A 22,716-nucleotide genomic window follows, 5' to 3' on the forward strand; every position below is an offset into this window, starting at 1 on the left:
TCTCGATCCTGGAGGAGCGGCTTGTCCCGCGATGGTTTCCCGCAGGCAAAAAAATAACCCCGGAAAGCCGTGAGCATCCGGGGCCAAGAGAGCGAGCAACATCCACTTTGCACGAGTGAGGGTGACCAAACCCTCGTTTGCCGTGAATGCGTCCAGTGTGGGGCAGCCCGGGTTGCTGGATTTAGCCGGGAACGACCTGTTCTTAGCCAAAGAAGCCATTGCGACATTCTGTCCTTGCCGCCCTGTCGGCTTGGTCAGAGAATCGGTTGCAGATCACAGCAGCACTCTCTTAGCGATAAAAGGGACAACAGCCATGATGCATGCGGATTTGATTGATCAGGAAGACCTGCTGGGCCAACTGCGCTCCAGGGGCTTCGAAATTCCGGCGGGCGCCAGTGCCGAGCAGGCCTGCGAGGCCGTGGTGCGGGGGCTGACCGAGCCTAACGCACGCGCGCTCAAAGGCATGGTCGAGCAGATGTACACCGGCAGCGCCACCATCCTCCCAGCCGTGCGCCAGGCCATCGAGAAGCAGCTCCTGCCGGCCTTGGCAGAGTTCAAGAACCGCGCCTGACGCCCAGATCCATTCGCGGGTTTACCCGCGAATGGGCCAGTGCCAACAACACGAATGCAATGGCCCCACAGGGTTCGATGAGAACCCTGTGGGGCCATGGTTTACGCGTCGATCGACGCGCATGACAGTCGAGGCGACGTCAGAGCCTTACGCTGGCAAACGTCGACTCGTTACGCGCCTGGCTGAGCGAAGCCATCGGACCGCTATGCGGGGTCAGTGCCATGGCCTGCGGAATCGGCATCATCGCCACCTGCTGGGCAGTATTGGAGCCCACGCGCTCGTCACGCGGCGGAATACCGAAGTACTCGCGGTAGCACTTGGAAAAGTGCGGTGTAGAAACGAACCCGCACACCGAAGCCACTTCGATGATCGACATCGGCGTCTGCTTGAGCAGCTGCCGCGCGCGGATCAGGCGCAGCTTGAGGTAGTAGCGCGACGGCGAGCAGTGCAGGTACTTCTGGAACAGGCGCTCGAGCTGGCGCCGCGACACCGAGACATAGACCGCCAGCTCGTCCAGGTCGATTGGCTCTTCCAGGTTCGCCTCCATCAGCGCGACGATCTCCTGCAGCTTCGGCTGGTTGGTGCCGAGCATGTGCTTGAGCGGCACGCGCTGGTGGTCCTGTTCGTTGCGGATGCGCTCGTAGACGAACATCTCGGAGATCGCCGCCGACAGCTCACGACCATGATCACGGCTGATCAGATGCAACATCATGTCCAGCGGCGCGGTGCCGCCGGAGCTGGTGAAACGGTTACGGTCCAGGGTGAACAGGCGGGTGCTCATGTTCACCCGTGGGAAGGCTTCCTGCATCGCGGCAAGACACTCCCAATGCACGCTGCAGTCGAAGCCATCGAGCAGCCCGGCACAGGCCAGCGCCCAGCTGCCGGTACACACCGCGCCAAGGCGACGCGATTGACGCGCCTGGGCTTGCAGCCAGGTGACGTGCTCGCGGGTGACGGTGCGCTGGATGCCGACACCGCCGCAGACGATCACGGTGTCCATCGGCGGCGCGCTGTGCATGGCCGCGTCCGGCGTGATCTGCAGACCGTCGCTGGCCCAGACCTGGCCGCCATCGACAGTCAGGGTGTGCCAACGGTACAGCTCACGGCCAGAGAGCTGGTTGGCCATGCGCAGCGGCTCGACGGCGGATGCGAGGGAAATCAGGGTGAAGTTATCCAGCAGGAGAAACCCGATGGACTGGGGAGCTGTGCGGTTCTGGGTTGGGGTCCCGGAGGTGTACGACGTCATCGCGATTTCTCCTCACACAATGCAGGGTGTGCCTCAGGCTGGCACTGTTTTCTTGTCATGGCCCCAGTTCGTATGCAGGGGCTTTGCCAACTACAACGCAAAGGTCGTGCCTGAAATTGAACGACCATTCAAAAAAAACCAAAAACGACGTCGCGTCAGGCCTGTCAGAGCTTTTCCCTGCGATTTGTAGGAAAACGCGAACAGGCGCGCTAGCGCCTTTGCGTGTAACCCCTGAGCAGTTAAGTAGCACTTTTGGGAAGGATGCCCAGAAGCGACATCCATAAGTGTCACCGACAACGACACCTCTGGTAGCGACAGCTGACAGCCGGTAGGGAACGATCGGTGCGCCAAGTTGGGGCACACCGACCGCAGAAGGGGCAAAAGGGCATCAGCACTCGATGGCGCTGACAGCGAGACCGCCGCGCGAGGTTTCCTTGTACTTGTCGTGCATGTCGGCCCCGGTATCACGCATGGTACGGATCACCTGGTCGAGAGAGATGAAGTGCTCGCCGTCACCGCGCAGGGCCATCTGCACGGCGTTGATCGCCTTGACCGCAGCAATGGCGTTGCGCTCGATGCACGGCACCTGGACCAGACCACCGACCGGGTCGCAGGTCAGGCCCAGGTTGTGCTCCAGCGCGATTTCGGCTGCGTTTTCCAGCTGCGGCGGGGTGGCGCCCAGAACTTCCGCCAGGCCTGCTGCGGCCATGGCGCAGGCCGAACCGACTTCGCCCTGGCAACCGACCTCGGCACCGGAGATCGAAGCGTTCTTCTTGCACAGGATGCCCACCGCGGCAGCACCGAGGAAGAAATCCACCACGTTGGACTCATCCACTGCATCCGAGAAGCGCATGTAGTAGTGCAACACCGCCGGGATGATGCCCGCCGCGCCATTGGTAGGCGCGGTCACCATGCGCCCACCCGCGGCGTTCTCTTCATTGACGGCCAGGGCGAACAAGTTGACCCACTCCATGGCGCTCATGGTCGAGCCAATCACATTGGGCTTGCCCAGTTCCTGCAAGCTACGATGCAGCTTGGCGGCACGGCGACGCACGTTGAGGCCCCCAGGCAGGGTGCCTTCATATTTGAGGCCGTTGTTCACGCATTCCTGCATGGCGTGCCAGAGCTTGAGCAGGCCGGCGCGGATTTCTTCCTCGCTGCGCCAGGCCTTTTCATTCTCCATCATCAATTGCGACACGCGCAGGTCGTTTTGCTTGCACAGGCTCAGCAGTTCGGCCGCGCTGTTGAAATCGTAGGGCAGTACCGTCTCGTCAGCGTCCAGCACACCGCTGGCGGCCTGGGCGGCATCGACCACGAAGCCCCCACCGACCGAGTAGTAGGTGTCACGGTGCAGCTCACCCTGCGCGCCTTCGGCGATCAGGGTCATGGCGTTGGGGTGGTACGGCAGGTTCTCGTCCAGCAGCAGCATGTCGCGGCTCCAGACGAACTCGACCGGCAGGTGGCCATCGAGCTGCAAGGTGCTGGTTTCGCGCAGTTCGGCGATGCGCGGGGCAATCACCGTAGGGTCGATGGAGTCGGGCCACTCACCCATCAGGCCCATGATGGTGGCGTTGTCGGTGCCGTGGCCGACGCCGGTCGCCGACAACGAGCCATACAACCGGACTTCCACTCGCCTGACCTGTTCCAGCTCGCCGCGCTGGCGCAGCCCTTGGACGAACAGGGCAGCGGCACGCATGGGGCCGACGGTGTGGGAGCTGGAAGGCCCGACACCGATCTTGAACAGGTCGAACACGCTGATGGCCATTGTCGAATCACCTCTTGATGGGCTTGTCTCCCCGCGGCGTATGGCGGGTTGCGCAACTGCTAGGCTGATACCGCGAGTTGCCGCGAATGCACGCATCATCGGGCTTTTGCCCCACTACCCGCCGTCTGCAACCGACGTACTTTTGTCCAGCAACGCCGCCCGCTCCAGGCGCCTTGCGCGCCGCTTTCGAGGGGGCTGGTGACGTAAAAACGCAGGGTAGAGGGTGGAAAAATCCATATGCGACATTGCCCTTACTGGATGCGACCCGTCCTGTACTGGTTACGACCCCACCAGTAGGCGATTGCCGAACGCTGGGGGATTATCGAAAGCGACTCGTATTGCACGGCCTCGCATCCTGCCCTCTGCAGGCCTGGTCGACCGGAGCCTAGAGAAAGCCCGGCGCCCCGCGGGAAACCCGAAGAAAAATCACAGGAGTCCATCCATGAAAGGTTCACCCTCGCTCTTGCTGGTCGCGATGCTCGCAACACCTCTGTTGGCTCAGGCCGTGGAGCCCGAGCAGTGTCAGACGGTACGGTTCTCTGACGTCGGCTGGACCGACATCACCGTGACCACCGCCGTCACCAGCGTTGTACTCGAAGCCCTAGGCTACAAGACTCACACCAACATGATCTCGGTACCGGTGACCTACAAGTCGCTGGCCGCCGGCAAGGACCTGGATGTGTTCCTCGGCAACTGGATGCCGACCATGGAGAACGACATCAAGCAGTACCGTGACGCCGGCACGGTCGAAACCGTGCGTGCCAACCTGGAGAATGCCAAGTACACCCTGGCCGTGCCCCAGGCGCTGTATGACAAGGGCCTCAAGGACTTCGCCGACATTCCCAAGTTCAAGAACGAACTGGGCGGCAAGATCTACGGCATCGAGCCGGGCAACGACGGCAACCGCACCATCCAGAGCATGATCGACAAAAACGCCTTTGGCCTGAAGGACGCCGGCTTCAAGCTGGTGCAGTCCAGCGAGGCGGGCATGCTGTCGCAGGTGGACCGCTCGCAGAAACGTGGCGAGGCGGTGGTGTTCCTGGGCTGGGAACCGCACCCGATGAACAAGCGCTTCAAGATGCAGTACCTGTCCGGCGGTGACGAGTTCTTCGGCCCCGAGTTCGGCAAGGCAACCGTGCTGACCAATACCCGCAAGGGCTATACGCAGGAATGCAGCAACGTCGGCCAGCTGTTGAAGAACCTGTCGTTCACCCTGGACATGGAAAGCACCCTGATGGGCAACGTCCTGGACGACAAGATGAAACCCGACGCAGCCGCCAAGGCGTGGCTGAAGAACAACCCGCAAGTGCTCGACACCTGGTTGGCCGGAGTGACGACCGTGGATGGCAAACCCGGGCTGGAGGCGGCCAAGGCCAAACTGACGCAATAACAACAAGGATGCAGTAGCAATTGGCACTACCTCGGGGCAGGCCAACGCCCGCCCCGGACTGATTTCAATCTTTGCAGGTGGAAGCTCGCTATCATGCTTATCGATCAGAAAATACCTCTGGGGCAGTACATCGCCTCATTCGTCGAATGGTTGACCCAGAACGGTGCCAACTATTTCGATGCCATCGCCCAGGGCCTGGAATTCATGATCCATGGGGTCACCAGCGCCCTGACCTGGTTCAACCCCTACGTCCTCATCGCCTTGTTCGCCGCCCTGGCGCACCTGATCCAGCGCAAATGGGCGCTGACGGCATTTGTCGCGCTGTCCTTCCTGCTGATCTTCAACCTCGGCTACTGGCAGGAAACCATGGAGACCTTGGCGCAGGTTACCTTCGCCACCGTGGTGTGCGTGGCCATTGGCGTGCCGCTGGGCATCGTCGCTGCGCACAAACCGATGTTCTACACCGCCATGCGTCCCGTCCTGGACCTGATGCAGACGGTGCCTACCTTCGTTTACCTGATCCCGACACTGACCCTGTTCGGCCTGGGTGTGGTGCCAGGGTTGATCTCCACGGTGGTGTTCGCCATCGCTGCGCCGATCCGCCTCACCTACCTGGGGATCTGCGACGTGCCCCAGGAACTGCTCGACGCCGGCAAGGCCTTTGGCTGCTCGCGCCGCCAGCTGCTGACCCGCATCGAACTGCCCCATGCGATGCCCAGCATCGCCGCGGGCGTTACCCAATGCATCATGCTGTCGTTGTCGATGGTCGTGATCGCCGCCCTGGTGGGCGCCGACGGCCTGGGCAAACCTGTGGTCAACGCACTGAACACCGCCGATATCGCCCTGGGCTTCGAGGCGGGCCTGGCGATCGTGCTGCTGGCGATCATGCTGGACCGTATCTGCAAGCAACCGGAGCTGCCGGCACGAGGTGAGTCATGAGCATCATTCGTTTCGAAGACGTCGACGTCATCTTCTCCAACAAGCCACGCGAAGCGCTGGCGCTGCTGGACCAAGGCCAGACCCGCGAGCAGATCCTCAAGAAGACCGGCCTTGTGGTCGGCGTCGAAAAAGCCAACCTGGACATCAAGAAAGGCGAGATCTGCGTGCTCATGGGCCTGTCCGGCTCGGGCAAGTCGAGCCTGCTGCGCTGCATCAACGGCCTGAACACCGTCAGCCGCGGCAAGCTGTTCGTCGAGCATGAAGGCAAGCACATCGACATCGCCCACTGCACCCCGGCTGAACTGAAGATGATGCGCACCAAGCGCATCGCCATGGTGTTCCAGAAGTTCGCCCTGATGCCCTGGCTGACCGTGCGCGAGAACATCAGCTTCGGCCTGGAAATGCAGGGCCGCCCCGAGAAAGAGCGGCGCAAGCTGGTCGATGAGAAGCTTGAGCTGGTGGGCCTGACCCAATGGCGCAACAAAAAGCCCGACGAGCTCTCCGGCGGCATGCAGCAGCGCGTGGGCCTGGCCCGGGCGCTGGCCATGGACGCAGACATCCTGCTGATGGACGAACCCTTCTCGGCCCTCGACCCGCTGATCCGCCAAGGCCTGCAGGACGAGTTGCTGGAGCTGCAGAACAAGCTGAGCAAGACCATCGTGTTCGTCAGCCACGACCTGGACGAGGCGCTCAAACTGGGCAGCCGTATCGCCATCATGAAAGATGGCCGGATCATCCAGTACAGCAAGCCTGAAGAAATCGTCCTGAACCCGGCCGACGACTATGTACGCACCTTCGTGGCCCACACCAATCCGCTCAACGTGCTGTGCGGCCGCAGCCTGATGCGCAGCCTGGACAACTGCAAGCGGGTCAACGGCTCGGTATGCCTGGACCCAGGCGGTGATTCCTGGCTGGACTTGGGCGAAGGCAACTCGATCAAACGCGCCCGCCAAGGCCAGAACGGCCTGGACCTGCAGAACTGGGTACCAGGACAGGATGTGGAAACCCTTGGCCGCAAACCGACCCTGGTCAATGCCAACATCGGCATGCGCGAGGCCTTGCAGATCCGCTACCACACCGGCAACAAGCTGGTGCTGCAGGAGAACGACAAGGTGGTGGGGATTCTCGGCGACAGCGAGCTGTATCACGCGCTGCTGGGCAAGAACCACGGGTAAGACAGGGGTCGCTGTGCGGCCCTGAAAAGACACAAGGCCGCTGCCACGGGGAAGGGATTGCACCCTCTGCGTGACAACGGCCTTGTGTCTTTTCAGGAGGGCAAAGCCCTCCCGGCAGTGACTCACCGAACGACGATCCCGCGCGCAGCCATGTAGGCCTTGGCTTCCGGCACGGTGTACTCGCCGAAGTGGAAGATGCTCGCCGCCAGCACCGCGCTGGCATGGCCTTCCAGGATGCCGTCAGCCAGGTGCTGCAGGTTGCCGACGCCGCCCGAGGCGATCACCGGAATACCCACCGCATCGCTGATAGCCCGGGTCACGCCCAGGTCGAAACCGCTCTTCATGCCGTCCTGGTCCATGCTGGTGAGCAGGATCTCACCGGCACCCAGCCCTTCCATCTTCTTGGCCCAGGCCACTGCATCCAGACCGGTCGGTTTGCGCCCGCCATGGGTGAAGATCTCCCAACGCGGCGCTTCGCCGGGGGCGGAGACCTTCTTGGCGTCGATGGCGACGACAATGCACTGGGAACCGAAACGCTCGGCAGCCTCACCCACGAACTCGGGGTTGAACACTGCTGCGGTGTTGATCGAAACCTTGTCGGCGCCGGCGTTGAGCAGGTTGCGGATGTCCTGCACGGTACGCACGCCACCGCCCACGGTCAGCGGGATGAACACCTGGCTGGCCATGCGCTCGACGGTGTGCAGGGTGGTGTCACGGCCATCGACGCTGGCGGTGATGTCCAGGAAAGTGATCTCGTCAGCGCCCTGCTCATCGTAGCGACGCGCGATTTCCACCGGGTCGCCGGCATCGCGGATGTTCTCGAACTTGACGCCCTTGACCACCCGGCCGTTGTCCACGTCCAGGCAAGGGATGATGCGTTTAGCTAAAGCCATGGGGGCTCCTAGGGAGCAGCTGCAAGCTATCAGCGGCTAGCTGCAAGATAAAAGCAGTACGTGCTCCGGCTTTTGTTCTTGCAGCTTGCGGCTTACCGCTTGCCGCTCCTATCAATAGTTGTCGCAGAAGGCCTGGGCCTCGGCGACATCGAGGGTGCCTTCGTAGATGGCGCGGCCGGTGATGGCACCGATGATGCCCGGTGCCTTGGCGTCCAGCAGGGCCTTGATGTCACCCAGGTTGTGGATGCCGCCGGAGGCGATCACCGGAATCGAGGTGGCTTCGGCCAGGGCTTTGGTGAAGGGCACGTTGCAGCCCTGCATCATGCCGTCCTTGGCGATGTCGGTGTAGACGATCGCCGAGACGCCATCGGCCTCGAAGCGCTTGGCCAGGTCGATGACCTGCACCGAGCTGACTTCGGCCCAACCGTCGGTGGCGACGAAGCCGTCCTTGGCGTCCAGGCCAACGATGACCTTACCTGGGAACGCCTTGCACGCCTCGGCGACGAATTCAGGCTGCTTGACCGCCTTGGTGCCGATGATGACGTAGCTCACGCCGGCCTTGACGTAGTGCTCGATGGTCTCCAGCGAGCGGATGCCACCGCCGATCTGGATCGGCAGGTTCGGATAGCGTTTGGCGATGGCGGTGACCACTTCGCCGTTGACCGGCTGGCCTTCGAAGGCGCCATTGAGGTCGACCAGATGCAGGCGACGGCAGCCACCCTCGACCCATTTGGCGGCCATGCTCACCGGGTCGTCGGAAAATACCGTGGAGTCTTCCATGCGGCCTTGGCGCAGACGCACGCAGGCACCGTCCTTCAGATCGATAGCGGGGATAATCAGCATCTTGGGAACCTGTCTAATCAGTGAAATTCAGGGCTTCTCGAGTGCCCACAGGTCGCTCTCGATGCTCTCGAACCGCTCCTTGAGGTGCAGCTGAACATCGGCAATCGCCCTGTTGTAGTAGTGGGGTGCAATTTCCTTGCTGAACAACTCGAGGACCTCGGCCACCTCGAACGACCCAAGCGTCAGCTCGAAGCGGTCTTCGAGAAAGCGCTTCAAGGTGTCGAGCGCCTCGCGCTCCTGCTCAGGTGCCAGGGTGATGATCGGGGCCTTGGTCCGCGATTTGCTCATTTACCAGCGTCCATCCCAGCTGACGAAGTTCTGCAGCAGTTGCAGGCCATGGGTATGGCTCTTCTCGGGGTGGAACTGCACGGCGAAGCGCGAGCCCTCGGCCAGGGCCGCGGCGAAATCGACGCCGTAGTGGCCGCGGCCTGCAACCTGCCCAGGCTTGCCGGCATTGATGTAGTAGCTGTGCACGAAATAGAAGCGCGCGCGGTCGGGAATGTCATGCCACAGGGGGTGGTCGATGGTCTGGCTGACTTCGTTCCAGCCCATGTGCGGCACCTTCAGATGCTCGCCGTCCTCCTGCAGGTCCTTGCCGAAAAAACGCACCTGACCAGGGAACAGGCCGATGCAGTCGACGCCGTCGTTCTCCTCGCTGTGGTCCAGCAGGGCCTGCATGCCCACGCAGATGCCGAGGAACGGACGGTCCTGGCTGACTTCACGCACCAGGCTGTCGAAGCCCAGGCGACGGATCTCAGCCATGCAGTCACGGATCGCGCCAACGCCTGGGAACACCACACGGTCGGCCTCGCGGATCACAGTCGCGTCGCTGGTGACCAGTACCTTGCCGGCCCCCACATGCTCCAGGGCCTTGGCCACCGAGTGCAGGTTGCCCATGCCATAGTCGATTACGGCGACGGTCTGCATCACAGGCATCCCTTGGTAGAAGGCATCTGCCCGGCCATGCGCTCATCCTGCTCGACGGCCATGCGCAGCGCGCGGCCAAAGGCCTTGAACACGGTTTCGATCTGGTGGTGGGTGTTGTGGCCACGCAGGTTGTCGATGTGCAGGGTCACCAGGGCGTGGTTGACGAAGCCCTGGAAGAACTCCTGGAACAGGTCGACATCGAAGCCGCCTACGCTGGCGCGGGTGTACGGCACATGCATCTGCAGGCCCGGACGGCCGGAGAAGTCGATGACCACGCGCGACAGGGCTTCGTCCAGCGGCACATACGAATGGCCGTAGCGACGGATGCCCTTCTTGTCACCGATGGCCTGGGCGAACGCCTGGCCGAGGGTGATGCCGACGTCCTCGACGGTATGGTGGTCGTCGATATGCAGGTCACCCTTGCACTCGATGTCCAGATCGATCAGCCCATGCCGGGCGATCTGGTCGAGCATGTGTTCGAGGAAAGGCACACCGATATCGAATCGGGCCTTGCCACTGCCATCGAGGTTGATCGAGGCTTTTACCTGGGTTTCCAGGGTATTGCGCTCGACGGAAGCCTTACGTTCGACCATCACCAGCTCCGCAAAATCATTGGGCGAAAAGGCTGCCATTATAGGCCCAGATCGCGCCCGCTTGGAACGCGGATGACATATGGCAATGTCGCATATGTGTAATTTTTGCTGTTTGAGGCGACAGGGTGCTCGCTCGCGGGAAAAGCCACTACCTACACGGACTGTAATGGCCCTGCCGTCCGCCACTATTGATTACGCCTAGGTCCTACCCACGGCGCTATACTCCCAGGCTTGAATTTCAAAAACGGACTACAAGGACTCGCCCATGAAAGCGTTCGGCAAAATCCTGGGGCTGGGGCTTCTCGGGTTGCTGCTGATCATCGTGGCGCTGGGCTTCGCCCTGACCCACCTCTTCGATCCCAACGACTACAAAGACGAGATTCGCCAGTTGGCCCGCGACAAGGCCCACATCGAGCTGACGCTCAATGGCGATATCGGCTGGAGCCTGTTCCCCTGGCTGGGCCTGGAGCTGCACGAGGCCAGCATCGCCACGCTGAACAAGCCCAAGGAGCCGTTCGCCGACCTGCAGATGCTGGGTTTGTCGGTCCGTGTGTTGCCGCTGCTGCGCCGCGAGGTGCAGATGAGCGACGTGCGCGTCGAGGGCCTGAACCTGACCCTGAACCGTGACGAACACGGCCACGGCAACTGGGAGGACATCGGAAAGCCACTGCCGCAGCCTGCCGACACGCCGTCGACCAGCACGACCGAGACGCCCGCCACAGCCGATACGCCGGTCAACAAAGAGGACACCCGCGAGCGCATGGTCAAGCTGGACATCGACAGCCTCACAGTCAACAACGCCCAGGTGCAATACACCGACGCCAAGACTGGCCAGACCTTCAGCGCCCAAAGCATCCAGCTGAGCACCGGCGCAGTCCATGAAGGCGTGAACATCCCGCTCAAGGCCAGTGCCTTCCTCACCGTCGGCCAGCCAAGCCTCAAGGCACGCACCGAATTGACGGGCGAGCTGCGCTTCGACCGCAAGCTCAAGCGCTACAACATCGAGGATATGCGCCTGTCGGGCGAGACCTCGGGCGAACCACTGGCCGGCAAGACCATGACTTTCGCCGCTCAAGGCCAGTTGCTGGTCGACCTGGCCGCCAACGTCGCCTCCTGGAACGGCTTGAAGCTCTCTGCCAACCAGCTGCGCGCCTTGGGCGAGCTGAACCTGCGCGACCTGGACAAGACCCCGCAACTGAGCGGCGGGCTGTCCATCGCCCAGTTCGACCTGCGCACCTTCCTCGACAGCATCGGCCATCCGCTGCCTGCCACCGCCGACCCGGCAGCATTCGGCAAGCTGGAACTGGTCACCCGCCTGCAGGCCAATCCAACCAGCCTGGCCCTGGAAGACCTGGCCGTTAAGCTCGACGAGAGCACCTTCAGCGGCCGCATCGCCCTCGACGACTTCGCCAAGCAGGCCCTGCGCCTGCGCCTTAAAGGCGACACGTTCAACGCCGACCGCTACCTGCAGGCCAAGAGCGAACAAGCCAAAGGCGCCAGCGCCGCGCGCCAGGCCGAGGTCCAGCAGCAGGAAGCCAGCGCCGTCAGCGGCCCGAGCACGACACCGCTACCCAACGCGCCGACCCAGGGGGCCTGGAGCAGTGACAAGCTGCTGCCGGTGGATCGCCTGCGTCAGCTCGATCTACAGGCAGACGTGTCGTTCGGCGCCCTGACCCTGGACAAGCTGCCGATCACCGATGCCCAGCTCAAGGCCAATGGCCAGGGCGGCCTGTTGACCCTCGAGACCCTGCGAGGCGGCCTGTACGACGGCAGCTTCGAGACCAGCGGGACGCTCGACGTGCGTCCGGCCGTCCCACAGATCGGCATGAAGACCCGGATCAACCGCGTGCCGGTGGAGCACTTCATCAAGTCCGATACGCCGGACAAGGCGCCACCGGTCAAGGGCCTGCTGACGCTGTCCAGCGACCTGACCGCCACCGGCAACAGTCAGAAGGCACTGGTCGACACCCTCAACGGCAATGCCAGCTTCACCCTCAACGACGGAGTGCTGGTCAACGCCAACCTCGAACAGCAGCTATGTCATGCCATCGCGACCCTCAACCGCAAGACTTTGAGCGGCGAGCCGCGCGGCAAGGACACCCCCTTCCAGGAATTGCGCGGCAGCCTGGTGGTGCGCAATGGCGTCGCCAGCAACCCTAACCTGAAGGCAAGCATCCCAGGCCTGACCGTCAACGGTCATGGCGATGTGGACCTGCGCGTACTGGGCATGGACTACAACCTGGGGGTGATCGTCGAGGGTGACCAGCGCGCCATGCCGGACCCGGCCTGCCAGGTCAACGAACGCTATGTCGGCATTGAGGTGCCGGTGCGCTGCCGTGGCCCGCTGGAGCTTGGCGCCAAGGCTTGCCGCCTGGACCAGGAAGGCCTGGGCAAGGTCGCGGCCAAGCTGGCCGGCAACCGCCTGCAGGAAAAACTCGACGAGAAGCTTGGCGATAAAGTCAGCCCAGAGCTCAAGGATGCACTCAAGGGGCTGTTCAAACGATGAGTCCCGAGCAGTTCTCCAATGCCGTTTTGCAGTGGTACGACCAGCACGGCCGTCATGACCTGCCCTGGCAACAGGGCATCACGCCCTATCGGGTGTGGGTGTCGGAAATCATGTTGCAGCAGACCCAGGTGAGCACGGTGCTCAACTACTTCGACCGCTTCATGCAGGCCCTGCCGACCGTGCAGGCCCTGGCCGAGGCACCGGAGGACGAGGTGCTGCACCTATGGACGGGCCTGGGTTACTACACCCGGGCGCGCAATCTGCAAAAGGCCGCGAAAATCGTGGTAGAGCAGCATGGCGGCGAGTTTCCACGCAGCGTCGAGCAACTAACGGAGTTGCCGGGCATCGGCCGCTCCACTGCCGGCGCCATCGCCAGCATCAGCATGGGCATTCGCGCGCCGATCCTCGACGGCAACGTCAAGCGCGTGCTGGCCCGCTACACCGCCCAGGCCGGCTATCCTGGCGAGCCCAAGGTGGCCAACGCGCTGTGGGCCAACGCCGAGCGCTTTACGCCGTACGCCAGGGCCAACCACTACACCCAGGCGATGATGGACCTGGGCGCGACCCTCTGCACCCGCAGCAAACCCAGTTGCCTGATCTGCCCGCTCAAGGCCGGCTGCCAGGCCCACTTGCTCGGTGAAGAAACCCGATACCCCGAGCCCAAGCCACGCAAGACCCTGCCCCAGCGCCGCACATTGATGCCGCTGCTGGCCAATCATGAGGGCGCCATTCTGCTCTATCGCCGCCCTTCGAGCGGCCTGTGGGGCGGGCTGTGGAGCTTGCCGGAGCTGGACAACCTGGAACAGCTCGACGACCTGGCCTACCAGCACGGCCTGCGCGCGACCGACAGCCAGGCCCTGGATGGCCTGACCCACACCTTCAGCCATTTCCAGCTGGCCATCGAGCCGTGGCTGGTGCGTGTCGACTCGCTGGGCCCGACCGTGGCTGAGCCCGACTGGCTCTGGTATAACCTCGCCACCCCGCCGCGCCTGGGCCTCGCCGCCCCGGTCAAGAAGCTGCTCAAACGCGCGGCCGATGAATTGATTGCAGGAGAGTCCCGATGACCCGCACCGTGAAGTGCCGCAAGTACAACGAAGAACTCCCCGGCCTGCCACGCCCCCCCTACCCGGGCGCCAAAGGCCAGGACATCTTCGATCACATCTCGCAGAAGGCCTGGGACGAGTGGCAGAAGCACCAGACCATGCTGATCAACGAAAAGCGCTTGAACATGATGAACGCCGAGGACCGCAAATTCCTCCAGGCGGAGATGGACAAGTTCTTCGCTGGCGAGGAGTACGCCCAGGCCGAAGGGTACGTTCCGCCCAGCGAATGACCCCAAAAAACGTAAGCGACGGAATTAATTTAAAAAATTTTCAAAAAGTCGTTGACGGAAGGTCTGAAAACCTTTTTAATTCGCCCCGTCGCCCAGATAGCTCAGTCGGTAGAGCAGAGGATTGAAAATCCTCGTGTCGGCGGTTCGACTCCGTCTCTGGGCACCAAGTGCCAAACCCCAGGTAACGCAAGTTACCTGGGGTTTTTTAATGCCCGCGACTTTTGCAACGAAAGTCTGGCGTCAAAATAGCCTTATGCTATCATTCGCGCCGCGCTGCCCCCGCCTTGCAGCGCACACCCCCAAGGACGATGGTTGAGCAAGGAATGCCTCATCAGACAGCCGATGCCTCAGCCCGTTTTTTCCTCTCGAAAATCGGAAGCGCCATGACATCCCCTGCCGAACTCATGAACAAGGTCAATCGCAAGACACTGCACCTGGTACTGCTGTGCGCGGCCACCGGCGGCCTGTACCTGCTGATCTGGCTGTACAAGACCAACCAACACCTGCGCGAAGCCACAGGGCAGACCGTCTGCAGCGAGACCTACATTATCTGGATCTGCGTCTGCATGGGCCTGAGCGGGGTCTTCATCGATAACCCCGAACCCTTCCTGGTCGGCATCGGCGCCCTGCTGAGCATCGCCAGCGGCGTGCTGTTCATCGTCTGGGCATTCAATGCCCGCAGCCTGCTGATGACTTACGCCAACGCCCAGCAGCAGCCTTACTTCTCGATGAACGCCTTCTACACGTTCCTGTTCAACGCGTACTACATCAATTACTGCATCAACGAACTGGGCGAGAACGCGCAGCGCCAGCAACCGATCTATGCGCAGCCGACACAGCTCTGATCCACGAACGCCAACCGGCACAAGGATTTGCATGTCAGCCCGCCCATGCTTTGAAAAGCGGGCATACAAGGAGAGATAAATGGCCTACACGTCGATCATGTTCAAGAACCCGAAAACCGGCGCGCTGAAAGAAGCCCCGGTCGGTTTCTCCTGGACCACCTTTTTCTTCGGTTTCTTCCCGGCGCTGTTCCGTGGTGACTGGAAGTTCGGTGCGATCCAGTTCGTACTGCAGATGCTCACCATGGGCCTGAGCTCGCTGGTGTTCTGCTTCATCTACAACAAGCTGTACATCAAGGACCTGATCGGGGCTGGCTTCCAGGCCCAGTCGATCTCCAAGGGCGACATGGACTACGCCGCCGCCAAGCTTGGCCTGCAGATCCCGGCGCTGAGCGCAGCCTGAGGCTAGCCGAATAGGTCGTTTGCACCCATGGCCATATGGCCCATGGGTGTAACACGGCAAGTGACAATACAAACGCAATAAGCGTTTAAATTGTCGGCAGGTGTATCGGAGGCGTCCTACTCATTCGCAGGCATCGTTAAAAAAGCATATCGAGCGAAATATCGGCAAACAATTTTGCACTCTAGCCATGTCATGATTCGGCTATCGTTAGCGCCCAGCCACGACCGCCCATAGCTGCAAGGAGTGCAGCATGAAATACGCCGCCTGTTTACGCGTCGGCCTGAACGATATTAAAGCACTGACCAACCTCGAACACGCCAGGCGGAATTTATTCACACCGCTTCTGGATATGAGAGGGAACGATGACAGACACCTCCAGAACTTTCTAAAAGACTGGACCGACCATCCTTTTTTCTAGACATTTCCCGAGGAAAGAAAGATGTGCAGGAAAGCTTCATCACCACTCATGATCTGCACAACCCCCTGAATGCTTTTCACATAAAAAAGACATTCTTTAAGAATATTCAAGCGACGAACCCTACCATCATCCCTGTCGTCTCATGGTCCGATGATGACTCTCAACGAGATGTCATTCAATTAGCCTTATCACTGGAGCGTGAGTTCAACGCAATTGCTATCAGGATGTTCTGCCCAGAAAAGCCGACTCCGACTTCACGCAATCGCTTGCTCTCGATAATGGATTCCCTCGCTCGCCCAAGCGGTGCGCATGTGATCCTTGATTTCATAGCCTCCGCCCCATCCAGCACCGCAGCCGGTTCAGACTTCGACCGCTTGCTCAAGAGCCTGAATACCTACTCGCCTAGCTCGATAGTGCTTTTGAGCACTTCCTTCCCTATCGACAAGCCCGCCTCTAACAGCTCTCGCTCTGCCACCTGTTACGATGTGGCATGGCAATCGACAATCAACCAGAACCTGCCCGGCGCGAACATTGTCTACGGAGATTATGCAGCGACCAATCCCACGGCACCGATGGAATATGTAATAGGCATGCCCGTACTCCCCTTCGGCTGCTATTACACCCCCACGGAATGGTGGCAACGTAGAAAAGGTGGCGATAAAGAATTTAACAACTATATCGATATCGCCAAAGAAATACGACGCCTACCCGGTTATCACGGGTGATGATTTTTGCTGGGCAACAAGAGAATACGCGCGAATCGAGATTACAAACGCTGGATATGGAAACAACGGCACCTGGAATGGCTACCGTATAAACCAACATATTTGCGCAATATTGAAATCCATTGCGGACCAACAAGACATTGCAGCCGGCTCGATAGACCCCGACGAAATCGACGATCTTCTTTAAGCGTAACGCCGCTTCAAAACAGACAGCACACAACTGCGGATATCGCTGACTGTCAGTGCGTCGCTAACCATGCGCCGCACTGTTTTTATCAAGTCTTTGCTTTTTATCCCGATGCCATGCGCGCGCGCTAGATTATCCAGCTCCTCTCGCCATAAGAATCCTGTGAGATGAAATTTATCCTGTCGCTTGTTTTGCCCAGCCTTTCTCACCAAGGCCATTCCTGAGAAGTCATCGACAATCAAGATCCCAACACTTGCAGCTGAGAGCTCCAACGCCTTGACCAAGTGTCGAGAATGACAGCAAAGCCACACTTCATCGAAACACGCCAGGTAGGCCTCCTGCTGTCCGGCCCAGCGCGTCAAGGTATCGGCATGGGATTTGATCTCGAAGGCACTCAGTTTCCCATTGGCGTGCACAAGGTCTGCGCGCCTGGCCTTGTCAATGAAGCACAGCTCCTCGATGAAGACATCACCGGGCTCATGTGGCATCACATTCCTGATCCACTGCTTAAGGAGAGGGCGAATTTCGTCTGGATTCAACATGCGCCGCATTATAGCTCCGCCCCCGTAATGCTTCACACCTAGACGGGCAGAGCGGGCGAGTGAAGTGTTACAGCGCTTCACTACTGAAAAGACTAAACCAGGCACCCTTGATCAATATCAAATAGCCGCTCCTTAAAGCGCCCTAGCCTATCGGGTGGACATTCGAACCGACCCCAAAGGACTGCCATGAGCGACGACGCCACACCTCTACTCCCGCCCACCGCCGATGCGACGCCCAGCATCACGCCAATCGCCCGCAACCGCCCACCTCGCAGACGCCAGTCTGCCGCCAAGACCACCCCAGAGCCGAGCATCAGCGCCATCAGCCAGCAGCCGGCAGCGCTGGAAGTGGCCACCGCCCGACGCGGCAGCAATGAAGACAGCACCTCGGCGCGCCTGCCGGCCAGCTACCCCTACCGCACGCGCCTGCGCCGCCAGGACTATGAGAAGGCCAAGCACGCCCTGCAGATCGAGCTACTCAAGGTCCAGAGCTGGGTGAAGGAAACTGGCCAACGCGTAGTCATTCTGTTCGAAGGCCGCGACGCGGCGGGCAAAGGCGGCACCATCAAGCGCTTCATGGAACACCTGAACCCACGCGGGGCGAGGATCGTCGCCCTGGAAAAGCCCTCCGAGCAGGAGAAGGGCCAGTGGTACTTCCAGCGCTACATCCAGCACCTGCCGACCGCGGGCGAAATGGTCTTCTTCGACCGCTCCTGGTACAACCGCGCCGGCGTCGAGCGGGTGATGGAGTTCTGTACGCCATTGCAGTACCTGGAGTTCATGCGCCAGGCACCGGAGCTTGAGCGGATGCTGTGCAACAGCGGCATCCTGCTGTTCAAATATTGGTTCTCGGTCAATCGCGAAGAGCAGCTGCGCCGCTTCATCTCACGCCGAGACGATCCACTCAAGCACTGGAAGCTCTCGCCCATCGACATCAAGTCGCTGGACAAGTGGGACGACTATACCGCTGCCAAGGAAGCCATGTTCTTCCACACCGACACCGCCGATGCGCCGTGGACGGTGATCAAGTCCGACGACAAGAAACGTGCGCGGATCAACTGCATCCGGCATTTTCTGCATTCGTTGGACTACCCGGGCAAGGACCATAGCATCGCCCATGCGCCAGATCCGTTGCTGGTCGGACGCGCCTCGCGGGGGTTCGAGGAGGATGAGCCTCCCGCACTCGTCAGCTGAGCCTTGGGCCGCAAGCCGGCCCCTTGGGTTTCTCCGGCAATTACGCTTCAATACGCGCATTTTTCCAGACACTCCCAAGGACTCGCCCCAATGGCCTCCAACACCAAGCAGCAAAAACGCGCCAAGCGCGCCGCCACCAAGGCCAAGCAGAACCGCATGGTGCGCAGCGGCCAGGCGGTCAAGGCCAGCGCCGGCGACAGCGCCAGCGTCGAGCAAGTCTTCAACAAAGCCATGGACTCGGGCAGCTACAACAGCCTGTTCGACAAAATGAAGGAAGCCCAGCAGAACGGCCTGGTGCCGATGATCTCGGTGTTCCTGGTCGATCCACTGCTGGCCCTGGTGCTCAAGGGCCACAAGGAAGAACACGCCACCGACTACATCGTCATGGTCTTCACTGCCTATCGCAAATGGCTCGACGGCACCGACGAGGACGCCACCATGGCCTGGCTGGAGAGCGACGAGTTCCAGGAGGCCTATGTGGCAGCCTCCGAAGCGGTCGCCAAGCAGCAGCAACAGCAGAAGCAGTTCGGCTGAAGATCGCCGGTAGCTCAAACCCGTCCCACAAGCCCTGCGGGAGCGGGTTTACCTGCGAAAACGCCGATACAGACCAATAAAAAGGCCGTGCCCTTCACAGGACACGGCCTTTGTTTGTTTCAACAGCCCGGATCAGTTATCCAGCGCCACCTGACCAGCAGCCTGGCCTTCGGCCTTGCGTTTGCGCTGCACCAGCAGGCCGGCAGCGACCACGCCAATGCTGAGCAATGCGGTGGCGATGATCTCGGCGCGATGGTCTTCGCGCAACGCCATCACCACCAGGATCGCAATGATGAACGCGATGGTGGCCCAGGTCAGCCCCGGGAACAGCCACATCTTGAAGGCAATCTTCTCGCCACGAGCTTCACGCTGGCTGCGCATGCGCAGTTGCGACACGGCAATCACCAGGTACACCAGCAGCGCGATGGCGCCGGAGCTGGCCAGCAGGAACTCGAACACCGCAGCCGGAGCCACGAAGTTGGCGAACACACACAGAAACGCCGCCGCGGTGGACAGCAGGACCGCCCAGTGCGGAGTGCCCGCCTTGGTGGTGCGCTGCGCCATGGCCGGCGCATCGCCGCGCTTGCTCAGGGAGAACAGCATGCGCGAAGAAGTGTACAGCGCCGAGTTCAGGCAGCTGGTCACGGCGATCAGCACGACGATGTCAACGATCAGCTTGGCGTTCGGCACGCCGATGCGGCTCAGGACAGTCTGGTAGGAACCAGTCTCGGCCAGGGCCGGGTCGTTCCATGGCACCAGGGCCACGACCAGGAAGATCGACACCAGGTAGAACAGGCAGATACGCCAGATCACCGAGTTGGTGGCACGGCTGATCTGCTTGCCCGGGTCTTTCGATTCGGCGGCGGCGATGGTGACGATCTCGGTACCCATGAACGAGAACATGGTGGTCAGCATCGCGGCCAGGACCGCGCCCAGACCGTTGGGCATGAAGCCCTGGGTATCGAACAGGTGGCTGACACCGCTGACCTGGCTATTGGGCACCAGGCCGAACATGGCCACGCAGCCAACGACGATGAAGCCGATGATGGCCAGTACCTTGAGCAGGGCGAACCAGAACTCGAACTCACCGTAGTTCTTCACGCTGCACAGGTTGGTCAGGGTCAGCGCCAGCGTAATGATGAGCGAGAAGGCCCAGAGGTCCACAGCGGGGAACCAGGCATGCAGGATGGCCGCCGCGGCATTGGCCTCCAGCGGGATCACCAGGACCCAGAACCACCAATACAGCCAACCGATGGTAAAGCCTGCCCAGCGCCCGATGGAGCGGTCGGCATACGTGGAGAAGGAACCGGTATCCGGTGAGGCGATGGCCATCTCGCCGAGCATGCGCATCACCAGCACCACCAGGGTGCCCGCCGCAGCGTAGGCGAGCAGGACGGCAGGACCTGCCGCAGCGATGGCGTGGCCGGAGCCAACGAACAGACCGGCGCCGATTACGCCTGCGATGGACAGCATGGTGACATGCCGTTGCTTGAGCCCCTGAGCGAGGTCATTGGAATTGTGCTTACCGCTCATAAAACTACCTTTGTAAGGAGTGGACCACCCGAAATGCTGAAACGAAGCGCGCCCGGGGTTGGTGTAGGCGTCGCTGCATTCGGTGGTTTCCGTATGGCAATAAGCGGGCCAGCCGCAAATCACGTTCGTCAGAATTCGCTGATGGCCAAGCGCTTCGGGCCTTGCAGGTCTTTCGGCCACGCCTTGACCGAAAGGTCGTCAAAATTTCTTGCCAGGCCCTGATTACTGAAATACCCACTTACAAATGCACCAAAGGTGCCCCACGGTAACACCCGTGCACAAAAAACGATCAACCGAAAGTGCAACCTTGAGGAGCAACCCAGGCCCTGCACAGTCACGCACAAAGTACTACCCGGCCAAAAACGGCTTCCCAGGCACGTCCAAAGCTGGCACCATCGCGCCTTTTTTCATCAAGGCTCCGGTGCTGGAGACGTGCGCGCGGACATCCTCGCGACAGTCCGCTGCAACGATGCGACAAAGTATCCCGCCAGCGACCCGAGCCACCTGCGACCTGGTTGGCCGCCATTACGCCGCTATGCTAGCTTGGCGCTCGCCAGGAAGGCCGCCAACAGCTGGGAACGCACCCGAACACATGAGGACCGCACATGGCCCAGGCCACGCCCGCGCTGGAAATCCGCAACCTGCACAAACGCTACGGCGAGCAGGAGATTCTCAAGGGCATTTCTCTGACCGCTCGCGACGGTGACGTGATCTCGATCCTGGGGTCGTCCGGTTCCGGCAAGTCCACCCTGCTGCGCTGCATCAACCTGCTGGAGAATCCCCATCAGGGGCAGATCCTCGTCGCCGGTGAAGAGCTCAAGCTCAAGGCGACCAAGACCGGCGACCTGATCGCCGCCGACAACCGCCAGATCAACCGTCTGCGCAGCGAAATCGGCTTCGTCTTCCAGAATTTCAACCTGTGGCCGCACATGACGATCCTCGACAACATCATCGAGGCGCCACGTCGCGTGCTGGGCCTGAGCAAGGCCGAGGCCATCGAGGCCGCCGAGGCTCTGCTGGCCAAGGTCGGCATCCACGACAAGCGCCACAGCTACCCCGCCCAGCTTTCCGGTGGCCAGCAGCAACGCGCCGCCATTGCCCGGACCCTGGCCATGAAGCCCAAAGTCATCCTGTTCGACGAGCCGACCTCGGCGCTCGATCCGGAAATGGTCCAGGAAGTGCTTAACGTTATCCGCGCATTGGCCGAAGAAGGCCGTACCATGCTGCTGGTGACGCACGAGATGAACTTTGCCCGCCAGGTGTCCAGTGAAATCGTCTTCCTGCACCAGGGCTTGGTCGAAGAGCAGGGATCGCCGCAGCAGGTGTTCGAAAACCCGACCTCGGCGCGTTGCAAGCAATTCATGTCCAGCCACCGCTAACGGAGCAACACATGCAGACCTATAAGAAATTCCTCCTGGCCGCTGCCGCCACGCTGGTCTTCTCGGCCAATGCCATGGCCGCGGAAAAACTGCGCATGGGTATCGAGGCGGCCTACCCGCCGTTCAACAACAAGGATGCCAGCGGCAACGTGGTCGGCTTCGACAAGGACATCGGCGACGCCCTGTGCGCCAAGATGAAAGTCGAGTGCTCGGTCGTCACCTCCGACTGGGACGGCATCATCCCTGCGCTGAACGCCAAGAAGTTCGACTTCCTGGTGTCGTCGCTGTCGATCACCGACGAGCGCAAGCAGGCCGTCGACTTCACCGACCCCTACTACTCCAACAAGCTGCAGTTCATCGCCCCGAAGAACGTCGACTTCAAGACCGACAAGGCTTCGCTCAAGGGCAAGGTGATCGGCACCCAGCGTGCGACCCTGTCCGGCACCTGGCTGGAGGACAACTACGGCGATGACGTCGAGGTCAAACTCTACGACACCCAGGAAAACGCCTACCTGGACCTGATCGCCGGCCGCATCGACGGCATCCTGGCCGACAAGTACGTGCAGTACGAGTGGCTCAAGAGCAAGGACGGCCAGAACTTCGAGTTCAAGGGCGAGCCTGTGGTCGACAGCGACAAGATCGGCATTGCCGTGCGCAAAGGCGACCCGCTGCGCGAGAAGCTGAACAAGGCCCTGGCCGAAATCAAGGCCGACGGCACGTACAAGAAGATCAACGACAAGTACTTCCCGTTCAGCATCGAATGATTCACCCAGACCAG

The 22,716-nt window shown here is 61.1% G+C and carries 24 protein-coding genes and 1 tRNA gene; 16 read left to right on the top strand and 9 right to left on the bottom strand.

The genetic code is table 11. From position 1 onward, the window contains the following. Nucleotides 1-313 precede the first annotated feature (313 nt). The gene (locus tag ABOA88_RS02245) at nucleotides 314-571 is read left to right on the top strand and encodes a hypothetical protein (RefSeq protein WP_043211060.1); all 258 of its coding nucleotides are present in this window, start codon (nucleotides 314-316) and stop codon (nucleotides 569-571) included. A 139-nt stretch (nucleotides 572-710) separates the two neighbouring features. Here ABOA88_RS02245 and ABOA88_RS02250 read toward each other — a convergent pair whose 3' ends face one another. Together ABOA88_RS02250 and ABOA88_RS02255 are read right to left on the bottom strand one after the other, a co-directional pair. Next, nucleotides 711-1,817, bottom strand: a complete 1,107-nt coding sequence (locus ABOA88_RS02250; protein ID WP_043211058.1) for a GlxA family transcriptional regulator — start codon at nucleotides 1,815-1,817, stop codon at nucleotides 711-713. Between the two features lie 388 nt (nucleotides 1,818-2,205). Next, entirely contained in the window at nucleotides 2,206-3,582 is a 1,377-nt protein-coding gene (locus ABOA88_RS02255) for an L-serine ammonia-lyase (protein ID WP_102081072.1), read from the bottom strand. A 442-nt stretch (nucleotides 3,583-4,024) separates the two neighbouring features. On the opposite strand from ABOA88_RS02255, the gene ABOA88_RS02260 reads away from it, so the two are divergent. The 3 genes from ABOA88_RS02260 to choV all read left to right on the top strand — a co-directional run bounded on the left by ABOA88_RS02260 (nucleotide 4,025) and on the right by choV (nucleotide 7,086). Continuing rightward, entirely contained in the window at nucleotides 4,025-4,972 is a 948-nt protein-coding gene (locus tag ABOA88_RS02260; protein WP_090346341.1) for a choline ABC transporter substrate-binding protein, read from the top strand. 90 nt (nucleotides 4,973-5,062) lie between these two features. Next, complete coding sequence (choW, locus tag ABOA88_RS02265; RefSeq protein WP_170831707.1) at nucleotides 5,063-5,911, top strand: choline ABC transporter permease subunit; 849 nt, start codon at nucleotides 5,063-5,065, stop codon at nucleotides 5,909-5,911. Next, entirely contained in the window at nucleotides 5,908-7,086 is a 1,179-nt protein-coding gene (gene choV, locus ABOA88_RS02270) for a choline ABC transporter ATP-binding protein (protein WP_196167894.1), read from the top strand. Before choW ends, choV begins: the two co-directional genes overlap by 4 nt. Nucleotides 7,087-7,208: 122 nt before the next feature. Here choV and hisF read toward each other — a convergent pair whose 3' ends face one another. The 5 genes from hisF to hisB form a co-directional block, all read right to left on the bottom strand. Beyond that, a complete protein-coding gene (hisF, locus tag ABOA88_RS02275) occupies nucleotides 7,209-7,979 on the bottom strand; it encodes an imidazole glycerol phosphate synthase subunit HisF (protein WP_367850639.1) in 771 nt (256 codons plus the stop codon). Nucleotides 7,980-8,090: 111 nt separating this feature from the next. Beyond that, entirely contained in the window at nucleotides 8,091-8,822 is a 732-nt protein-coding gene (hisA, locus tag ABOA88_RS02280) for a 1-(5-phosphoribosyl)-5-[(5-phosphoribosylamino)methylideneamino]imidazole-4-carboxamide isomerase (protein ID WP_138219338.1), read from the bottom strand. A gap of 27 nt (nucleotides 8,823-8,849) precedes the next feature. Continuing rightward, the gene (locus tag ABOA88_RS02285) at nucleotides 8,850-9,110 is read right to left on the bottom strand and encodes a DUF2164 domain-containing protein (RefSeq protein ID WP_196167895.1); all 261 of its coding nucleotides are present in this window, start codon (nucleotides 9,108-9,110) and stop codon (nucleotides 8,850-8,852) included. Next, complete coding sequence (gene hisH / locus ABOA88_RS02290) at nucleotides 9,111-9,749, bottom strand: imidazole glycerol phosphate synthase subunit HisH (RefSeq protein ID WP_196167896.1); 639 nt, start codon at nucleotides 9,747-9,749, stop codon at nucleotides 9,111-9,113. It abuts the gene before it with no gap. Then, nucleotides 9,749-10,342, bottom strand: coding sequence for an imidazoleglycerol-phosphate dehydratase HisB (gene hisB, locus ABOA88_RS02295; protein ID WP_043211130.1), 594 nt, complete (start codon nucleotides 10,340-10,342; stop codon nucleotides 9,749-9,751). The genes hisH and hisB overlap by 1 nt, the downstream gene beginning before the upstream one ends. Nucleotides 10,343-10,607: 265 nt before the next feature. Here hisB and ABOA88_RS02300 point away from each other — a divergent pair, with 265 nt between their 5' ends. The 8 genes from ABOA88_RS02300 (at nucleotide 10,608) to ABOA88_RS02335 (ending at nucleotide 16,569) form a co-directional block, all read left to right on the top strand. Next, nucleotides 10,608-12,848: an AsmA family protein gene (locus tag ABOA88_RS02300; RefSeq protein WP_367850638.1), complete on the top strand. Its 2,241-nt coding sequence runs from the start codon at nucleotides 10,608-10,610 to the stop codon at nucleotides 12,846-12,848. Continuing rightward, entirely contained in the window at nucleotides 12,845-13,912 is a 1,068-nt protein-coding gene (gene mutY / locus ABOA88_RS02305) for an A/G-specific adenine glycosylase (protein WP_367850637.1), read from the top strand. Before ABOA88_RS02300 ends, mutY begins: the two co-directional genes overlap by 4 nt. Continuing rightward, nucleotides 13,909-14,181 carry an oxidative damage protection protein gene (locus ABOA88_RS02310; RefSeq protein WP_043211032.1) on the top strand — a complete coding sequence of 91 codons (273 nt, stop codon included), beginning with the start codon at nucleotides 13,909-13,911 and terminating at the stop codon, nucleotides 14,179-14,181. Before mutY ends, ABOA88_RS02310 begins: the two co-directional genes overlap by 4 nt. A gap of 90 nt (nucleotides 14,182-14,271) precedes the next feature. Then, nucleotides 14,272-14,347: transfer RNA gene (locus tag ABOA88_RS02315), tRNA-Phe, on the top strand. A 217-nt stretch (nucleotides 14,348-14,564) separates the two neighbouring features. Beyond that, nucleotides 14,565-15,026 carry a DUF4234 domain-containing protein gene (locus ABOA88_RS02320; RefSeq protein WP_196167899.1) on the top strand — a complete coding sequence of 154 codons (462 nt, stop codon included), beginning with the start codon at nucleotides 14,565-14,567 and terminating at the stop codon, nucleotides 15,024-15,026. Nucleotides 15,027-15,105: 79 nt separating this feature from the next. Continuing rightward, nucleotides 15,106-15,426: a hypothetical protein gene (locus ABOA88_RS02325; protein ID WP_196167900.1), complete on the top strand. Its 321-nt coding sequence runs from the start codon at nucleotides 15,106-15,108 to the stop codon at nucleotides 15,424-15,426. A 250-nt stretch (nucleotides 15,427-15,676) separates the two neighbouring features. After that, nucleotides 15,677-15,844, top strand: coding sequence for a hypothetical protein (locus ABOA88_RS02330; protein WP_367850636.1), 168 nt, complete (start codon nucleotides 15,677-15,679; stop codon nucleotides 15,842-15,844). A 23-nt stretch (nucleotides 15,845-15,867) separates the two neighbouring features. Then, nucleotides 15,868-16,569, top strand: coding sequence for a beta family protein (locus tag ABOA88_RS02335; RefSeq protein WP_367850635.1), 702 nt, complete (start codon nucleotides 15,868-15,870; stop codon nucleotides 16,567-16,569). 183 nt (nucleotides 16,570-16,752) lie between these two features. Here the strand turns inward: ABOA88_RS02335 and ABOA88_RS02340 are convergent, their stop codons facing one another. Further along, nucleotides 16,753-17,307 carry a sce7726 family protein gene (locus ABOA88_RS02340; protein WP_196167902.1) on the bottom strand — a complete coding sequence of 185 codons (555 nt, stop codon included), beginning with the start codon at nucleotides 17,305-17,307 and terminating at the stop codon, nucleotides 16,753-16,755. Between the two features lie 177 nt (nucleotides 17,308-17,484). Here ABOA88_RS02340 and ppk2 point away from each other — a divergent pair, with 177 nt between their 5' ends. Both ppk2 and ABOA88_RS02350 read left to right on the top strand, forming a co-directional pair. Next, nucleotides 17,485-18,492 (top strand): polyphosphate kinase 2, encoded by a 1,008-nt coding sequence (gene ppk2 / locus ABOA88_RS02345; protein ID WP_230387538.1) that lies wholly within the window; start codon nucleotides 17,485-17,487, stop codon nucleotides 18,490-18,492. Nucleotides 18,493-18,582: 90 nt separating this feature from the next. Beyond that, entirely contained in the window at nucleotides 18,583-19,026 is a 444-nt protein-coding gene (locus ABOA88_RS02350; RefSeq protein WP_070571996.1) for a hypothetical protein, read from the top strand. Between the two features lie 132 nt (nucleotides 19,027-19,158). On the opposite strand, the gene gabP is transcribed toward ABOA88_RS02350, so the two are convergent. After that, nucleotides 19,159-20,559: a GABA permease gene (gene gabP / locus ABOA88_RS02355; RefSeq protein WP_070571997.1), complete on the bottom strand. Its 1,401-nt coding sequence runs from the start codon at nucleotides 20,557-20,559 to the stop codon at nucleotides 19,159-19,161. 605 nt (nucleotides 20,560-21,164) lie between these two features. Between gabP and ABOA88_RS02360 the strand changes: the two genes are divergently transcribed. Next, on the top strand, nucleotides 21,165-21,938 hold the full coding sequence (locus ABOA88_RS02360; RefSeq protein WP_196167903.1) for an ABC transporter ATP-binding protein: 774 nt from the start codon (nucleotides 21,165-21,167) through the stop codon (nucleotides 21,936-21,938). 11 nt (nucleotides 21,939-21,949) lie between these two features. Next, nucleotides 21,950-22,702: an ABC transporter substrate-binding protein gene (locus ABOA88_RS02365; RefSeq protein WP_043211016.1), complete on the top strand. Its 753-nt coding sequence runs from the start codon at nucleotides 21,950-21,952 to the stop codon at nucleotides 22,700-22,702. Nucleotides 22,703-22,716 lie beyond the last annotated feature (14 nt).

The organism is Pseudomonas sp. PKS, assembly GCF_051913525.1.
Lineage (GTDB): Bacteria > Pseudomonadota > Gammaproteobacteria > Pseudomonadales > Pseudomonadaceae > Aquipseudomonas > Aquipseudomonas guariconensis_D.

Excerpts from the sequence above, each read along its gene's own strand:
- ABOA88_RS02245 (WP_043211060.1), top strand. The coding sequence starts at position 314 with ATGATGCATGCGGATTTGATTGATCAGGAAGACCTGCTGGGCCAACTG.
- ABOA88_RS02250 (WP_043211058.1), bottom strand. The coding sequence starts at position 1,817 with ATGACGTCGTACACCTCCGGGACCCCAACCCAGAACCGCACAGCTCCC.
- ABOA88_RS02255 (WP_102081072.1), bottom strand. The coding sequence starts at position 3,582 with ATGGCCATCAGCGTGTTCGACCTGTTCAAGATCGGTGTCGGGCCTTCC.
- ABOA88_RS02260 (WP_090346341.1), top strand. The coding sequence starts at position 4,025 with ATGAAAGGTTCACCCTCGCTCTTGCTGGTCGCGATGCTCGCAACACCT.
- choV (WP_196167894.1), top strand. The coding sequence starts at position 5,908 with ATGAGCATCATTCGTTTCGAAGACGTCGACGTCATCTTCTCCAACAAG.
- hisF (WP_367850639.1), bottom strand. The coding sequence starts at position 7,979 with ATGGCTTTAGCTAAACGCATCATCCCTTGCCTGGACGTGGACAACGGC.
- hisA (WP_138219338.1), bottom strand. The coding sequence starts at position 8,822 with ATGCTGATTATCCCCGCTATCGATCTGAAGGACGGTGCCTGCGTGCGT.
- ABOA88_RS02285 (WP_196167895.1), bottom strand. The coding sequence starts at position 9,110 with ATGAGCAAATCGCGGACCAAGGCCCCGATCATCACCCTGGCACCTGAG.
- hisH (WP_196167896.1), bottom strand. The coding sequence starts at position 9,749 with ATGCAGACCGTCGCCGTAATCGACTATGGCATGGGCAACCTGCACTCG.
- hisB (WP_043211130.1), bottom strand. The coding sequence starts at position 10,342 with ATGGTCGAACGTAAGGCTTCCGTCGAGCGCAATACCCTGGAAACCCAG.
- ABOA88_RS02300 (WP_367850638.1), top strand. The coding sequence starts at position 10,608 with ATGAAAGCGTTCGGCAAAATCCTGGGGCTGGGGCTTCTCGGGTTGCTG.
- mutY (WP_367850637.1), top strand. The coding sequence starts at position 12,845 with ATGAGTCCCGAGCAGTTCTCCAATGCCGTTTTGCAGTGGTACGACCAG.
- ABOA88_RS02310 (WP_043211032.1), top strand. The coding sequence starts at position 13,909 with ATGACCCGCACCGTGAAGTGCCGCAAGTACAACGAAGAACTCCCCGGC.
- ABOA88_RS02320 (WP_196167899.1), top strand. The coding sequence starts at position 14,565 with ATGACATCCCCTGCCGAACTCATGAACAAGGTCAATCGCAAGACACTG.
- ABOA88_RS02325 (WP_196167900.1), top strand. The coding sequence starts at position 15,106 with ATGGCCTACACGTCGATCATGTTCAAGAACCCGAAAACCGGCGCGCTG.
- ABOA88_RS02330 (WP_367850636.1), top strand. The coding sequence starts at position 15,677 with ATGAAATACGCCGCCTGTTTACGCGTCGGCCTGAACGATATTAAAGCA.
- ABOA88_RS02340 (WP_196167902.1), bottom strand. The coding sequence starts at position 17,307 with ATGCGGCGCATGTTGAATCCAGACGAAATTCGCCCTCTCCTTAAGCAG.
- ppk2 (WP_230387538.1), top strand. The coding sequence starts at position 17,485 with ATGAGCGACGACGCCACACCTCTACTCCCGCCCACCGCCGATGCGACG.
- ABOA88_RS02350 (WP_070571996.1), top strand. The coding sequence starts at position 18,583 with ATGGCCTCCAACACCAAGCAGCAAAAACGCGCCAAGCGCGCCGCCACC.
- gabP (WP_070571997.1), bottom strand. The coding sequence starts at position 20,559 with ATGAGCGGTAAGCACAATTCCAATGACCTCGCTCAGGGGCTCAAGCAA.
- ABOA88_RS02360 (WP_196167903.1), top strand. The coding sequence starts at position 21,165 with ATGGCCCAGGCCACGCCCGCGCTGGAAATCCGCAACCTGCACAAACGC.
- ABOA88_RS02365 (WP_043211016.1), top strand. The coding sequence starts at position 21,950 with ATGCAGACCTATAAGAAATTCCTCCTGGCCGCTGCCGCCACGCTGGTC.